The sequence below is a fragment of the Bradyrhizobium sp. SHOUNA76 genome (assembly GCF_023006445.1).
Taxonomy (GTDB): domain Bacteria; phylum Pseudomonadota; class Alphaproteobacteria; order Rhizobiales; family Xanthobacteraceae; genus Bradyrhizobium.
In genome coordinates, this window is record NZ_JALBHA010000108.1 from 1 (window position 1) to 15,090 (window position 15,090).

At 64.1% G+C, this 15,090-nt stretch carries 15 protein-coding genes and 1 pseudogene; 12 read left to right on the plus strand and 4 right to left on the minus strand.

Going from position 1 to position 15,090, the window contains the following annotated elements; all coding sequences use genetic code 11:
* The coding region (locus MOV74_RS14790; RefSeq protein WP_246923218.1) for a coniferyl aldehyde dehydrogenase at nucleotides 1–1,341 on the plus strand (1,341 nt) is incomplete at its 5' end.
* 116 nt (nucleotides 1,342–1,457) lie between these two features.
* Nucleotides 1,458–3,050, plus strand: coding sequence for a GMC family oxidoreductase (locus MOV74_RS14795; RefSeq protein WP_246923220.1), 1,593 nt, complete (start codon nucleotides 1,458–1,460; stop codon nucleotides 3,048–3,050).
* Here the strand turns inward: MOV74_RS14795 and MOV74_RS14800 are convergent.
* Nucleotides 3,031–3,258, minus strand: coding sequence for a hypothetical protein (locus tag MOV74_RS14800; RefSeq protein WP_246923222.1), 228 nt, complete (start codon nucleotides 3,256–3,258; stop codon nucleotides 3,031–3,033). The genes MOV74_RS14795 and MOV74_RS14800 overlap by 20 nt on opposite strands.
* Before the next feature lie 26 nt (nucleotides 3,259–3,284).
* Between MOV74_RS14800 and MOV74_RS14805 the strand changes: the two genes are divergently transcribed.
* Both MOV74_RS14805 and MOV74_RS14810 read left to right on the plus strand, forming a co-directional pair.
* Nucleotides 3,285–3,797 carry a CvpA family protein gene (locus MOV74_RS14805; protein WP_246923226.1) on the plus strand — a complete coding sequence of 171 codons (513 nt, stop codon included), beginning with the start codon at nucleotides 3,285–3,287 and terminating at the stop codon, nucleotides 3,795–3,797.
* A 246-nt stretch (nucleotides 3,798–4,043) separates the two neighbouring features.
* Complete coding sequence (locus MOV74_RS14810; RefSeq protein ID WP_246923229.1) at nucleotides 4,044–4,826, plus strand: SDR family oxidoreductase; 783 nt, start codon at nucleotides 4,044–4,046, stop codon at nucleotides 4,824–4,826.
* Between the two features lie 49 nt (nucleotides 4,827–4,875).
* Here MOV74_RS14810 and MOV74_RS14815 read toward each other — a convergent pair whose 3' ends face one another.
* The gene (locus tag MOV74_RS14815) at nucleotides 4,876–5,352 is read right to left on the minus strand and encodes a DUF3775 domain-containing protein (protein ID WP_246923233.1); all 477 of its coding nucleotides are present in this window, start codon (nucleotides 5,350–5,352) and stop codon (nucleotides 4,876–4,878) included.
* A 114-nt stretch (nucleotides 5,353–5,466) separates the two neighbouring features.
* Between MOV74_RS14815 and MOV74_RS14820 the strand changes: the two genes are divergently transcribed.
* The 8 genes from MOV74_RS14820 to MOV74_RS14855 all read left to right on the plus strand — a co-directional run bounded on the left by MOV74_RS14820 (nucleotide 5,467) and on the right by MOV74_RS14855 (nucleotide 13,435).
* Nucleotides 5,467–6,315 (plus strand): MBL fold metallo-hydrolase, encoded by an 849-nt coding sequence (locus tag MOV74_RS14820; RefSeq protein ID WP_246923238.1) that lies wholly within the window; start codon nucleotides 5,467–5,469, stop codon nucleotides 6,313–6,315.
* A 179-nt stretch (nucleotides 6,316–6,494) separates the two neighbouring features.
* Nucleotides 6,495–7,337: a fumarylacetoacetate hydrolase family protein gene (locus MOV74_RS14825; RefSeq protein WP_246923242.1), complete on the plus strand. Its 843-nt coding sequence runs from the start codon at nucleotides 6,495–6,497 to the stop codon at nucleotides 7,335–7,337.
* A 161-nt stretch (nucleotides 7,338–7,498) separates the two neighbouring features.
* The gene (locus MOV74_RS14830) at nucleotides 7,499–8,110 is read left to right on the plus strand and encodes a glutathione S-transferase family protein (RefSeq protein ID WP_246923245.1); all 612 of its coding nucleotides are present in this window, start codon (nucleotides 7,499–7,501) and stop codon (nucleotides 8,108–8,110) included.
* Between the two features lie 12 nt (nucleotides 8,111–8,122).
* A complete protein-coding gene (locus MOV74_RS14835; protein ID WP_246923248.1) occupies nucleotides 8,123–8,992 on the plus strand; it encodes an MBL fold metallo-hydrolase in 870 nt (289 codons plus the stop codon).
* Between the two features lie 162 nt (nucleotides 8,993–9,154).
* Nucleotides 9,155–10,303 (plus strand): alpha/beta hydrolase, encoded by a 1,149-nt coding sequence (locus MOV74_RS14840; RefSeq protein ID WP_309486805.1) that lies wholly within the window; start codon nucleotides 9,155–9,157, stop codon nucleotides 10,301–10,303.
* Nucleotides 10,304–10,368: 65 nt separating this feature from the next.
* On the plus strand, nucleotides 10,369–11,340 hold the full coding sequence (gene mbfA / locus MOV74_RS14845; protein WP_246923252.1) for an iron exporter MbfA: 972 nt from the start codon (nucleotides 10,369–10,371) through the stop codon (nucleotides 11,338–11,340).
* Nucleotides 11,341–11,441: 101 nt separating this feature from the next.
* Nucleotides 11,442–12,914, plus strand: coding sequence for an amidase (locus MOV74_RS14850; RefSeq protein ID WP_246923255.1), 1,473 nt, complete (start codon nucleotides 11,442–11,444; stop codon nucleotides 12,912–12,914).
* 167 nt (nucleotides 12,915–13,081) lie between these two features.
* The gene (locus MOV74_RS14855; RefSeq protein ID WP_246923266.1) at nucleotides 13,082–13,435 is read left to right on the plus strand and encodes a nuclear transport factor 2 family protein; all 354 of its coding nucleotides are present in this window, start codon (nucleotides 13,082–13,084) and stop codon (nucleotides 13,433–13,435) included.
* 160 nt (nucleotides 13,436–13,595) lie between these two features.
* Here MOV74_RS14855 and MOV74_RS14860 read toward each other — a convergent pair whose 3' ends face one another.
* Together MOV74_RS14860 and MOV74_RS14865 are read right to left on the minus strand one after the other, a co-directional pair.
* Nucleotides 13,596–14,684 (minus strand): Zn-dependent alcohol dehydrogenase, encoded by a 1,089-nt coding sequence (locus tag MOV74_RS14860; protein ID WP_246923259.1) that lies wholly within the window; start codon nucleotides 14,682–14,684, stop codon nucleotides 13,596–13,598.
* Between the two features lie 46 nt (nucleotides 14,685–14,730).
* Nucleotides 14,731–15,090 (minus strand): annotated as a pseudogene (locus MOV74_RS14865) (DNA alkylation response protein); the annotation flags it as partial.

The following is a 15,090-nucleotide window of genomic DNA, read 5'->3' on the forward strand; positions in this document are numbered from 1 at the left end:
CTTGCCGAGGGGCTCGACCGGCTGGCGCGGCTGCGCAGCGTTGTCGCCGACAATGAAGAGCGTTTCCGGCAGGCGATCTCGGCCGATTTCGGCCACCGCTCGGCGGTCGAGACCACCATCGCCGAGACGATGCTGCTGTTCTCCGAGATCCGGCATGCCACCAAGCACCTGAAAAGCTGGATGGCGCCGCAACGGGTCGCCACCGCGCTGCAGTTCCTGCCGGCGCGCAACCGGCTGATGCCGCAGCCGCTCGGCGTCGTCGGCATCATCGCGCCCTGGAATTATCCGCTCCAGCTCACCCTCGCACCCGCGATCGGCGCGCTCGCCGCCGGCAATCGCGTCCTCATCAAGCCGAGCGAGCTCACGCCGCATTTCGCAGGTCTGCTGAGGGAGACGGTCGGGCAGAGGTTCGATGCCACGGAAGTGCTGATCACCAATGTCGAACAGGAGATCACAGAGGCTTTTGCGCGCCTGCCGTTCGATCACCTCGTGTTCACCGGCTCGACCCGGGTCGGGCGGCTGGTCGCGGAGACCGCGGGGCGCAACCTGACGCCTGTCACGCTCGAGCTCGGCGGCAAGTCGCCTGTTATCATCGACGCCTCCGCCGATCTCGAGGAAGCGGCCGAGCGCATCGCCTACGGCAAGCTGCTCAATGCGGGGCAAACCTGCATTGCGCCTGATTACGTGCTGGTGCCGGAGCGCTCATTGCAGTCCTTCGCCGAAAAAGTGCGTGCCCAGATGCGGCGCATGTTCGGCACCGATCCCGCCAACAAGGACTACACCTCGATCGTCTCGGACCGGCACTATGCGCGGCTCGAAGGCCTCGTCGCGGATGCGGTGCAGCGCGGCGCAAAGATCCTGCAACCGGCGAAGCCCGATGATCCCAACTGGAAGGCGCACCGCAAATTCCCGCCGACACTGATCGTCGGTGCGACCGATGCGATGGCGGCGATGCAGGAGGAAATCTTTGGCCCGGTGCTGCCGCTGCTCGGCACTCGCGATCCGGCCGAGGCCATCGCCTTCATCAACCACCGCGACCGGCCGCTGGCGCTGTACTGGTTCGGCAAGGACGCCGCCGCGCGCGACCAAGTGCTGGCGCGCACCATCTCCGGCGGCGTCACGATCAACGACTGCCTGTTTCACTTCACGCAAATCAACCAGCCGATGGGCGGCGTCGGCGCATCCGGCACCGGCGCCTATCACGGCGAATGGGGCTTTCGCACCTTCAGCAAGCTGAAGCCGGTGTTCTATCGCTCCAAGTTCAACCGCCTCGCCGATCTCTATCCGCCCTATGGCGGCAAGATCGCGCGGCTGGAGAAGTTGATGCGGTTCATGTCGTAGGGGGTGGTCGTTCCGGGGCGCGAAGCGAACCCGGAACCTCGAGATTCTCTGGTGCGCAAGTGCGCACCATAGTTCGCGCTACGCGCGCCCCGGAATGACGTAAGGGGGAAACAACATTGACTGACACATTCGATTTCGTCGTCGTGGGCGCGGGCTCCGGCGGCTGCACCGTCGCGGGGCGGCTGACGGAGGATGCGGGGACATCCGTCGCGCTGCTCGATGCGGGCGGACGGAACGACAATTGGCGGATCACCACGCCGTTCGGGCTCGCTTTGCCATACAGCCCGGCCAACTGGGCCTTCGATACCGTGCCGCAAAAGGGATTGAACGGCCGCATCGGCTATCAGCCACGCGGCAAGGGTCTCGGCGGTTCCTCGGCGATCAACGCCATGATCTACATCCGCGGCAACAAATGGGACTACGATCACTGGGCTGCGCTGGGCAACACCGGCTGGTCGTATGCGGACGTGCTGCCCTATTTCAAGGCTTCCGAGAACAACACCGATTTCGACGGCGCGCATCATGGCAAGGGCGGCCCCCTGCACGTCAACAAGCTGCGCTCGGACAACCCGATCCATGACGTCTTCCATCAGGCCGCGCGCGAGGCGCAGTTCCGCATCCGCAAGGACTTCAATGAGGAGGACCACGAAGGGCTCGGCAGCTACCAGGTGACGCAGCACAATGGCGAGCGCTGGAGCGCTGCGCGCGCCTATGTGCAGCCCCACTTGAACAAGCGCCGCAATCTGCGCGTCGAGACGGGAGCACAGGCCACCAAGATCCTGTTCGAAGCCGGCCGGGCGGTCGGCATCGAATATGTGCAGGGGAAGCAGACAAAGCGGCTGCGCGCTCGGCGCGAGGTGATCCTCGCCGCCGGCGCCTTTCAGTCACCGCAATTGCTGATGCTGTCGGGTGTCGGCGGTGGCGATGCGCTTCGTTCGCATGGCATTGGGGTCATGCATCACCTGCCGGGGGTCGGGCGCAACCTGCAGGATCATCCGGATTTCGTTTTCGTCTACGCCTCCGACTATCCGCACCTCGTGCACTCGTCGATCAGTCGGCTGCCGTCCCTACTCCGCGCCATCCAGCGGTACCGCCGCGAGCGACGCGGCCTGATGACCACCAATTTCGCCGAATGCGGCGGTTTCCTGAAGACGCAGGCCCACCTCGATGTGCCTGACATCCAGTTGCACTTCGTCATCGCGATGCTCGACGACCATGGCCGCAAAAAGCATCGGGAGGCAGGGTTCTCATGCCATGTCTGCCTGCTCAGACCGAAGAGCCGCGGCAGCGTCTGGCTGAAAAGCGCCGATCCGCTCGCAGCGCCGATGATCGATCCGAACTTTCTGGGCGAGGAGGAGGATCTCGAGACCCTGGTCGCGGGCTTCAAGACCACGCGGCGGCTGATGGAGACGCCTGCGCTACGCGCGTTGCAAAAGAAGGACATGTTCACGGCCAACGTGAAAACGGACGACGACATCCGCGCCATCCTGCGCAATCGCGTCGACACCGTCTATCACCCGGTCGGCACCTGCAAGATGGGCACGGATGCGATGGCCGTGGTCGATCCCGCGCTGAAGGTGCACGGGGTCGAGGGCTTGCGCGTCGTCGATGCCTCGATCATGCCGACGCTGATCGGCGGCAACACCAATGCGCCGACCATCATGATCGGGGAGAAGGCGGCGGATATGATCAGGGCGGGGATGCGATAGGGCCGCGCAGCCGCGCCGCGACGCCTTCGAGGCCCGCAGCAAATCGCGCCAGGACGAGGATGGTTTCTTTACTGACGTCGAATAGGTCTGACATCACCGTTTCCTTGACGATTTCCGTCACGATTTCCTGGATGCAACCCTGAGCCTTTGGAGCACGAATACAGACGATTTTATCGATCTGAAACCGAATGATCGGTTCGGCGTTCATTCGTTCCATCGAGGCAGGGTTTGCTGATGAACAGTTTCGATCTCGCCGTCTATGCCGCGCTCGCCGTCGCGGTCGGCTTCGGTTTCAGGACCGGTCTGCTGCGCAGCGCCATGACCATCCTCGCCTATCTTCTCGCCGCACCGATCGCGGTTGCGCTGATGCCGCTGATTGCGCCGCAAATTGCAGGCAACCCGAATTCACCCCAGTTGCAGAACTGGATCTGGTTCTTCGGCATCTTCGTCGTGGTCGGCATGCTGTTCGGGCATATCGGCCGCGTCGCGCTGAACGACACCATCGGCGAGGCCGGCATCGGCGACCGGCTCGGCGGCGCCGCGCTCGGCGCCATCAGGGTCGGGCTCGTCGCCACCACGCTGGTCCTGGTGTTCGACCAGATCGTGCCAGCCAATCGCCAGCCGCCGTTTCTCGCCGGCTCGCATCTGCGGTCCCTGTTCTCGACGGCAGGGCAGATGGGCTTCAAGTCGCTGCCGCCGGAAGCAGCCTCGGCGATCGACCGCCTCAAGCACGAACAGCGCATCTGAAGCGCGATAAGGTCGCGCCTTTTGTTTGGGCATGATCTCCGCGCAAACGCGTTCCGCGTTTGTCGCGAGGGAAAACCGCCGCACACTTTTCGCTAACGCCCCCTCCGGGTCCGGATCATGCCTGCGCATTTGCATCGCTAGCGCCCAGCGCATGCATTTTGATGCGAGCCTGTCCCTTATCAGCGGCGCCGCGATTGGCTAGAGTGCCGCTATTCAAAACCTGCCTGACATTACGGGAGTGAAACAGTGGATCTTGGGATCAAAGGTCGCCGCGCCATCGTCTGCGCATCCAGCAAGGGCCTCGGCCGTGCCTGCGCCATCTCGCTCGCCGACGCCGGCGTTCACGTTACGCTGACTGCGCGCGGCGCTGAGGCCCTGAAGAAGACGGCCGACGACATCCGCAAGGCCTATCCCGCGGTGACGGTCACCGAGATCGTCGGCGACATCACGACGCCGGCCGGCCGCGAAGCCGTGCTGAAGGCATGTCCCGAGCCCGACATCCTGATCAACAATGCCGGCGGCCCGCCGCCCGGCGATTTCCGCAACTGGACCCGCGACGACTGGATCAAGGCGATCGACGCCAACATGCTGACGCCGATCGAGCTGATCAAGGCGACCGTGGACGGCATGATGGCGCGCAAGTTCGGCCGCATCGTCAACATCACCTCGGCCGCGGTGAAGGCGCCGATCGACATCCTCGGCCTCTCCAACGGCGCGCGCGCCGGCCTGACCGGTTTCATCGCCGGCCTGTCGCGCAAGACGGTGATCAACAACGTCACCATCAACGGCCTGCTGCCGGGCCCGTTCGAGACCGATCGTCTGACCGGCACCGCCAAGGCCGAGGCCGACAAGCGCGGCGTCTCGGCGGAGCAGATCCTGACCGAGCGCGCCAAGCTCAATCCCGCGGGGCGCTTCGGCCAGCCCGACGAGTTCGGCTATGCCTGCGCCTTCCTGTGCGGCGCCAAGGCCGGCTTCATCACCGGGCAGAACATTCTGCTGGATGGTGGTGCGTTCCCGGGGACGCTGTAACGCCCCCTTCACTCTCTCCCCTTGATGCGGGGAGAGAGCACTTTGCAGATCACCGCTGCTTGGTCGGCTCGTCTTCGTCTTGCTGACTCGGGCCGGAGGAATCGGCGGTCGTGCGCTCGCCGGTCCAGTCGATACCGAATTCTTCAAGACCGTCGGCGAGCAGATCGCCCAGCATCGGCTCGCCGAGCAGATAGTGCACCGTTTCGCGGCGCGGGCTGCGATACTCGGTGCGCGCCTCGGCCGCGCGTGCGCGCAAATCGTCCCAATCATCGATCGTGCCGTCGCCGCGACCGAGCCAGGTCAGCGCGACGAGATCGACCTGCTCGTCCTCGTTCAAGGCGATCATAAAGCTTCCGAGCTCGTTGACGACAGGATCGGAGCCGTCATCGGCGAGGACGTCAACCGCATCGTCATCGGACGGGTTCGAGCCGGAATCCGGATCGGAATCCCCCTCCTTGACGTCGAATTCGCGCGCCTTCTCGATGATGAAGGCGACCTTCTCAGCGGAAATCGTAAGCTCTGGCATGGCTCTCTCCAGGGTTCCCGCGATAACGCCGCATCGCGTCAGATGATCCATTGCGCTTGAGGGCGGAAAACCGCATGTTTCGGCACGAAAAAGAAGAACATGGGAAGGTGCCGGATGCAGTGGAAGGTCGGCCAGGTCAAAATCACCAAGATTGTGGAGTTGGAGACGGTCGGCTCGACCCGTTTCATCCTGCCGCTCGCGAACAATGATGAAATTCGCAAGCTGCCTTGGCTGATCCCGCATTTCGCCACCGAAGTGGGCCGGCTGAAAATGTCGATCCATTCACTGGTGGTGGAGACGCCCTCGCAACGCATCGTGGTCGACACCGGCCTTGGCAACGACAAGCAGGGCCGCAACGTTCCGACCTGGAACAACCGCACCACGCCGTTCCTTGCGGCGATGATGGCGGCAGGCTTTGCGCCCGACAGCATCGACACGGTGCTGTGCACGCATCTTCATGTCGATCATGTCGGCTGGAATACGAAGCTGGTCGAGGGCCAATGGGTGCCGACATTTCCCAGGGCCCGCTACGTCTTCGGCAAGACCGAGTACGAGCACTGGCTGGAGCATTCGACCGAGCCGGACAAGCGGGCCGTGTTTGACGATTCCGTCAAACCGATCGTCGATGCCGGCAGGGCTGATCTAATCCCGAGCGACTACCGGCTCTGCGAGGAGATCAGCATGATCCCGACCCCGGGCCACAGTCCCGGCCATATGAGCATCCTCATCCGATCGGACGGCGAACAGGGCCTGCTCACCGGAGACGTCGCCCATCACCCCTGCCAGATGGCGCATCTCGACTGGTCCTCGACGGCGGATTCCGACCAGACGCAGTCTGCCGCGACGCGGGCAGCGCTGTTCGGCCGCTTTGCCGACACGCCGACGCTGGTGATCGGCGGCCATTTCTCGGCCGGGCATATCAGGCGGGACGGAGACGCGTTCAGGTTTGTGGCGCTGGGATGATCCCGGGCCCCGGCTCAGCGGCGCACCGCTTCGCGCTGCGCAGCGTCCGGGGCACGAGACCGCCGTTCCCATCGAATTCGGAGGCCTGCATTGCGCCCCTCTTTGAGCGGTTGAATTTCCTGCCGCCCTGTTCCATGAAGCTATTCAACCGATCGGTCCATTTCCAGGGAGAAACGAAAATGAAGCTTGTTCGCTATGGCGAGAAGGGTGCGGAAAAGCCCGGCCTGATCGACAAATCCGGCCAGTTGCGCGACCTGTCGGCACATCTGAAGGACCTCACCGGCGAGGCCTATTCGCCTGAGAGCCTGAAGAAGCTGGCGGCGCTCGATCCCGCCTCGCTGCCCGCGGTCTCCGGCAAGCCGCGCTTCGGCGCCCCCGTCACCGGCATCTCGAAATTCGTCGCGATCGGCCTCAACTACTCTGACCACGCCAAGGAGACCGGCGCCGACATCCCGAGCGAGCCGATCATCTTCATGAAGGCCAACACGTCGCTATCAGGGCCAAACGACGCGGTCGAAAAGCCGCGCGGCTCGACCAAGCTCGACTGGGAGGTCGAGATCGCCGCGATCATCGGCAGCCGTGCGAAATATGTCTCGGAAGCCGACGCGCTGAACCACGTCGCCGGCTACTGCGTCTGCAACGACGTCTCCGAGCGCGCCTTCCAGATCGAGCGCCTGGGACAGTGGACCAAGGGCAAGTCGCATGACACGTTCGGCCCGCTCGGACCGTGGCTTGCAACCAAGGACGAGATCAAGGACGTGCAGAACCTGGCGATGTGGCTGGACGTCAACGGCCAGCGCCGCCAGACCGGTTCGACCAAGACCATGATCTTCTCGATGGCCAAGTGCATTTCCTATGTCTCGCAGTTCATGACGCTGCTGCCCGGCGACGTCATCACGACAGGCACCCCGCCCGGTGTCGGTCTCGGCATGAAGCCGCCGACCTTCCTCAATGTCGGCGACGTCGTCAGCCTCGGCATCGAGGGCCTCGGCGAGCAGCGCCAGGAGATCGTGGCGGCGTAAGGTCTCCGGCCTCTCCCGTCATTGCGAGCGAAGCGAAGCAATCCAGAATCCCTCCGCGGTGACACTCTGGATTGCTTTCGTCGCCAACGCAAAATTGCTTCGCAATTTTGTCGTGGGCTCCTCGCAATGACGAACCAAATTGCTTCATTTGGGACACATCCATGAAACTCACCTTCTCCCCCGCCTCGCCGTTCGCCCGCAAAGTGCGCATCGCCGCGATCGAACTCGGGCTGATCGACAAGATCGAGCTGACGCCGGCGACCGTCGCGCCGGGGACGGCCAATGAGGACTATTCGAAGATCTCGCCGCTGAAGAAGCTGCCGGTGTTGATCACCAACGACGGCGACGTCATTTTGGACTCCTATGTCATCGTCGAATATCTCAACGAGATCGCCGGCGGCAGCCTAATCCCGGATTACGGCCCGCGGCGCTGGAAGGCCAAGACCAATCACTCCCTGATCAACGGCATGCTCGATTCCATGCTGCTCTGCCGCTACGAGAAGATGGTGCGGCCGCAGGGCCTGCAATGGCAGGCGTGGTCGGACGACCATTGGAACCGGGCCTGGACCGGCATGGCGCGGTTCGAGAACATGTCGGAGGTGCTGAACGGACCCTTCGACATCTCGCAGATCGGCCTCGTCTGCGTGCTCGGCTATGCCGATTTCCGCTTCGCCGATTGCGGTTGGCGCAAGGCCTATCCAAAGCTCGACGCATTCCACCAGAGGATGCTGGAGCGGCCCTCGGTCAAGATCTCGGTGCCGCCGGCCGCATAAGCGGGAGTTCTCATGAGCCTGAAATACGCAGTCGGCGATCTCACCATCCATCGCGTCATCGAGCAGGAAACCTCGTTCGTCCCGGCGCTGGAGATGCTGCCGGCACTGACGAGCGACGTGCTGGCCGAGAACCGCGCATGGATGCGCGAAGCGAAGGCGCTGGACGAGCAGGATGTGCTGCTGCTGTGCTTCCAGTCCTATGTGGTGAAGACGCCGCACCACACCATCCTGATCGACAGCTGCATCGGGAACGACAAGCCGCGGCCGCAGCGGCCGAAATGGAACATGAAGACGGACGACACCTATCTGCGTGCTCTCGGTGCCGCCGGTTTCTCGGTCGACGACATCGACTTCGTGATGTGCACGCATCTGCATGTCGATCACGTCGGCTGGAACACGCGGCTGGAGAACGGCCGCTGGGTCCCGACCTTCCCCAAGGCGCGCTACGTCTTCGCCCGACAGGAGTTCGACCATTGGTCGGAGCAGAATGCAAAGGCGGAGATTCCGCCCTTTGCGGACAGCGTGCTCCCGGTGGTCGAGGCAAAACGGCACGAGCTCGTCGGCAATGATCATCAGATCGGCGACCACGTCCGCATCCTGCCGACGCCCGGCCACACGCCGGGCCATATCGCCATCACGATGGGCCGCGGCAAGGACGATGCGGTGTTCTCGGGCGACCTCATGCATTCGCCGTTGCAGACGCTCTATCCGGAGCTGTCGATCAAGTTCGACGTCGATCCGGCTGCGGCCGCCAAAACGCGCCGCGGTTTTCTCGAGCGCTACTGCGACACCGACACGCTGTGCTGCACAGCGCATTTCCCCTCGCCGTCGGTCGGAAAGATCAAGCGCAAGGGCAACGCGTTCGTGTGCGCGGCGGTGTGACCAAGACACCGTACCCGCAGGGTAGGCAAAGCGACTTGTCCGCCGTAGCTCGAAGAGCGAGGGCGGAAGCGTGCCCACCATCCCGGGCTGTTGTGCGAGATTGGTGGGCACGGCGCTTTGCGCCTTTGCCCACTCTACGATACTGCCCGTGTGGAGAATACCATGCCTGATCTCCCCGACATTCCCCTCCCCGCCGGCATCCGCGCGCGCTATGTCGACGGCATCAACGGCTTGCGCATGCATGTGCTGGAGGCCGGCTTCGAGACCCCGGGCCGGCCCTGCATCCTGCTGCTACATGGCTTTCCGGAGCTGGCCTTCTCCTGGCGCAAAATCATGTCGCCGCTCGCTGCGGCCGGTTATCACGTGATCGCACCGGACCAGCGCGGCTATGGCCGCACCACAGGATGGACCGCGGAATACGACGGCGATCTCGCGCCGTTCTCGCTCCTCAACCTCGCGCGCGATGCGCTCGCCCTGGTGTCAGCGTTCGGTTACAGGCAGGTCGACGTGGTCGGGCATGATTTCGGCAGCCCGGTTGCGTCCTGGTGCGCCTTGATACGGCCCGACGTGTTTCGATCAGTGACGATGATGAGCGCACCGTTCGGCGGACCGCCACCGCTGCCGTTTGGCACGGTCGACACGCCGGTAAAGCCTCCCGCCGAAGACCCCGTCCATCGCGAGCTCGCGGCGCTGCCGCGGCCGCGAAAACATTACCAATGGTACTACTCGACGCGCGCGGCGAACGCCGACATGCACCGCGCGCCACAGGGCCTGCATGATTTCCTGCGCGCCTATTATCATCACAAAAGCGCGGACTGGACCGACAACAAGCCCGCTCCGCTGACATCGTGGTCGGCGAACGAGCTGGCAAAATTGCCGACCTACTATGTGATGGACATGAATGAAACGATGGCGCAGACGGTTGCCAAGGAAATGCCGTCGCCGGCCGCGGTCGCGGCCAACCAATGGCTGCCGGACCGCGAGCTCGCCTACTACAGCGCCGAATATGGCCGCACCGGATTCCAGGGCGGTCTGCAATGGTATCGCTGCGGCACGTCGGGCGCATTCAACGCTGAACTGCAATTGTTCGCCGGCCGCAGCATCGACGTGCCCTCATGCTTCATCTCGGGCATGCAGGATTGGGGCACTTATCAGCGTCCGGGCGTGTTCGAGACGATGCAGGCGCGCGCATGCACGCAGATGCTGGGTTGCCATCTCATCGACGGCGCCGGCCATTGGGTGCAGCAGGAGCAACCTGCGGAAGTGAGTAGGCTGCTGCTGGAATTCCTCGCCACGATTCGCACGGCCTGATTTGACCCGGGAACTGCGTCGTCCTATATAATTTAGAATAATTCTAAACTCGATGCAGGGCCGCCGTGAAGAATTTTGCCGATCTGACCGAGCGTGAGGTGCTTGCGGTCGCGATCTCCTCCGAAGAGGAGGACAGCCGCATCTACATGACCTTCGCCGAAGACCTGAAGGAGCGCTATCCGGACTCGGCCAAGCTGTTCGAGCAGATGGCCGAGGAGGAGCGCGGCCACCGGCACATGTTGCTGGAATTGTATGAGCAGCGCTTCGGCCCGCATCTGCCGCCAATCCGCCGCGAGGACGTCAAGGGCTTCCTGCGCCGCCGCCCGGTCTGGCTCACCAAGAACCTGTCGCTCGATGCCATCCGCAGGGAAGTCGAGACCATGGAGATGCAGGCGGAGCGCTTCTACGTGAAGGCCGCCGAACAGGCCGAGGACGTCGGCGTGCGCCGCCTGCTCGGCGATCTCGCCGAAGCCGAGAAAGGTCACGAAGAGACCGCCGCAAAGCTGACGGGCGAGATCCTGAATTCCGACGTCCGCGCCGAGGAGGATCGCACCAACCGCCGCATGTTCGTGTTGCAGTATGTGCAGCCGGGCCTCGCAGGCTTGATGGATGGCTCGGTCTCGACGCTGGCGCCGTTGTTTGCGGCGGCCTTCGCCACCCACCAGAACTGGCAGACGTTCCTCGTCGGCCTTGCCGCCTCGATCGGCGCCGGCATCAGCATGGGCTTTGCCGAAGCACTGTCCGATGACGGTTCGCTGACGGGTCGCGGCTCGCCCTGGCTGCGCGGCGTCACCTGCGGCGCGATGACGACGCTCGGCGGGCTCGGCCACACCGCGCCCTATCTTGTGCCGGATAGCTGGGCCAATGCGTTCTGGATCGCAACGGCCATCGCCTGCGTCGTGGTGTTCTTCGAATTGTGGGCGATCGCCTTCATCCGCTCGCGCTACATGGACACGCCGTTCCTCCAGGCGGTGTTCCAGATCGTGCTCGGCGGCGCCATCGTGCTGGCGGTGGGCGTGTTGATCGGGGCGGCGTAGCAGCTTCGCTCTCGGTGGCACAGCAATCGCGATCAAACAATTGTTGCGGGGCTCGGCCAAACTGCGCATCATCGTCTGACAACCGGAGCGGGAGGCGCGCCGTGGTCAAATCGGAATGGAGTTTCAAGAGCGCGGTCGAGCTGTCGGCCGCATTGAGCGCGAAGAAGGTCTCGGCGGTCGAGCTCACGCATGACGCGATCGCCCGTATCGAGCGTCACGACGGCAAGATCAACGCGATCTGCGTCCGGGATTTCGATCGCGCGCTCGGCGCCGCGCGCGAGGCGGACGCCGCATTGGCCCGCGGCGAGCGCAAGCCGCTGCTCGGCCTGCCCGTGACGATCAAGGAATCCTTCAACGTTGCCGGGCTGCCGACGACCTGGGGATTCGTGCCGCAGAAGGAATTCAAGCCGGCCGAAGACGCCCTGGCGGTGACGCGCATCAAACAGGCCGGCGGGGTGATCCTCGGCAAGACCAACGTGCCGGTCGGCCTCGGCGATTGGCAGAGCTACAACGACATCTACGGCACCACGAACAACCCCTATGACCTCGGCCGCACACCGGGTGGATCCTCCGGAGGATCGTCGGCAGCCCTCGCCGCGGGCTATTGCGCGCTCGCCACCGGCTCCGACATCGGCGGCTCCCTGCGTGTGCCGGCCTTTCATTGCGGCATCTTCGCGCATAAGCCGACCCTCAATCTCTGTCCGGCGCGCGGCGAGACCCCGCCGCCGTTTCCGGCCATTCCGCGCGAGGGCGACCTCGCCGTCATCGGTCCGATGGCACGCACGGCAGCAGATCTTTCCTTGCTGCTCGATGTCATGGCCGGACCGGATCCGCTGGACGCCGGTGTCGCCTACAAGCTCGACTTGCCCGTTGCACGGCATCAATCGTTGCGGGACTTTCGTGTCCTGGTGATCGACAGCCACCCGCTGCTGCCGGCTGACCGGGACGTCCACGGCGCGATCGACAGGCTCGCCACCGATCTGTCAAAGGCCGGCGTGACGATCGCTCGCGAGAGCCGCCAGCTCCCGGACTTCGCGGAGACGTCGCGGCTCTACATGCGCATGCTGCTGAGCTTTCTCGGCGCATTCTTCCCGCCGGAGGAGTTTGCGGATGCGCAAGCCGGAGTGAGCCAGCTTTCGCCTGGGGATCGCAGCCTCGGCGCGGAGCGATTGCGCGGCATCACCACAAGCCACCGCGCCTGGGTGCTCGATGCCGGCGCCCGCGCGGGTCTGCGTGCGCAATGGCGCGCGCTGTTCAACACCTTCGACGCGGTGATCTGCCCGATCATGCCGACGCCGGCCTTTCCGCATGACCATTCGCCGGACCAGAGCCTGCGGCGCATCAGCATCGACGGCAAGGACTATCCCTATTCCGACCAGCTCGCCTGGCCGGGCATTGCGACGTTGCCGGGCCTGCCTGCGACGGCCGTCCCGCTCGGCCTGTCGAAAGACGGCCTGCCGGTCGGCGTGCAAATCGTCGGCCCATGGCTGGAGGATCGCACGCCGCTCAAGCTCGCCGAGCTGATCGAGCGTGAATTCGACGGGTTCGTGCTGCCGAAGATGTTTGCCGACTAGCGTTCATCGCGCGTCATTGCGAGCGCAGCAAAGCAATCCAGACCGTCACCGCGGAACGATTCTGGATTGCTTCGTCGCAAGAGCTCCTTGCAATGACGGAGCAAAACAATTTCGAGATTCCGGGTTCGCGCTCTGCGCGGTCGGAATGGCAGAAAGAAGGGAACACCATGGGCGACGACCTCGAACAGCTCACCGCGCTCAATCGCGACTATGTCGCCTCCGTGCAGAACTGCGACGTCAAGCGCTTCGACGAGATCCTGGCGCCGGAGTTCTACTGCTCCAATCCCGACAAGACGCTGGTCGACCGCGCTGCCTTCCTCGAGCAAACCGCGCGGCCGATCGCGATCCGCAATTTACATGAGCACGACGTCATCATCCGCATCATGGGCGACTTCGCGATCATTCATGCCGCGACGAGCTACACCATGGCGGACGGACAGCAGGCGACGGGACGCTATACCGATTGCTGGGCGAAGAGGAACGGCAGATGGCTGGCGGTGTCGGCGCACGTGTCACGGTGAGATGGTAAGCCATCCTCATACTCCACTGTCATGCCCCGGCTTGCCGCCTTCGCTGAAGCTTCGGCGAGCCGAGCACCCTCGTGGGCCTCGGCGTAGCCTTGGCGGAGCCGGGACCGGGCAATGACACTGATTTTGGAGCGACGCTGGCGAGCGCCGGCGCTCAGCTATCAAACATGATCACGCTGCGGAGCGTCTTGCCGGCCTTCATGTTGGCAAAGCCCTCGTTGATTTCGCTTAGCTTCAGCTTGGCCGAGATCCAGTCTTCCAGGTGCAGCCGTCCCCGCAGGTAGAAATCGACCAGCCGCGGCATGTCCACGCGAAAGTGGTTCGAGCCCATCGAGGAGCCCTGGATCTTGCGCTCGCGCAGGAAGTCGAAGCCGTGCAGCTCGATTTTCTGGCCGAACGGAATCATGCCGACGATGGTAGCGGTGCCGCCGGAGGCGAGCATGCCGAACGCTTGCTCCGCGGTCTCCTTGCGGCCGAGCACCTCGAAGGAATGATGCACGCCGCCATTGGTGAGGTCGCGCACCTGCTTGACGACCTCGCCATCGGCGGGATTGATGATGTCGGTGGCACCCAACTTGGTCGCGAGTTGGAGCTTTGCGGGATTGGTGTCGATGGCGATGATGCGGCCAGCGCCGGCGATCTGCGCGCCGTTGATCGCGGCCATGCCGACGCCTCCGCAGCCGATCACCGCAACGGTCTCGCCCGCCGTCACCTTCGCCGTGTTCACCACCGCGCCGTAGCCGGTGATGACGCCGCAGCCGATCAGCGCAGCCAGATCGAGCGGCATTTCTTTCCGGATTTTGACGATCGCGTTCTCGTGCACCAGCATCTGCTCGGCAAAGGACGAGAGATTGAGGAACTGGTGCAGCTTCTCCGGCTTCGACCATTGCATCCGGTTGGAGGCGCCCGGCAGCAGCTTAACCGTGGTGTCGGTGCAGAGTACGGTGCGGCCCGTGGTGCAGTTGTCGCAGGTGCCGCAAAACACCGACAGGCAGGTGACGACGTGATCGCCCGGCTTGACATAAGTGACGTCGGAGCCGACCTGCTCGACGATACCGGCTGACTCGTGGCCAAGCACCGCTGGTAGCGGATGCGGATAGAGGCCTTCCATGAAATGCAGGTCGGAATGACAGAGCCCGGCGACCGCCGTGCGGATCAGCACTTCGCGCGGCCCCGGCTTCGGCAGGCTGACATCCTCGATGACCAGCGGCTGGTTGACTTCATAGAGGACGGCGGCCTTCATCGAGCACTCCCTATCGCGTTTCTCTGGTTTGAGCGTGGCGTACAGCCTACGCCGCCACAACCAATTCGCAAACCTCGCTCATGCCTGCGGCGCGATCGCCGAGCAGCAGCGCGGCAATCTTGGCTTGCGCCGCATTTTCCGTGAGCCGGAACGGATCGTTCGGTGATACCCGGTGATCGATCACCAGCCGCGACAACAGCAGCCGGCGCGCATCGCCGCGCATCTCGTGGATACGGTGCGCCTCCCAGGCGAGCGCGACGGCGCTTGCGACATGATAGAGCAGGCTGGTGGCGCGCCGCGCATCGGATTCGTTTTCGGCCTTTCCTGCCACTTCGCGTGCGAAGCCGACAGCGCGATCGCCGAGACCGCGCAAACGGTCGCGCCAAGCCTGCGGCCCCGTGGCGCT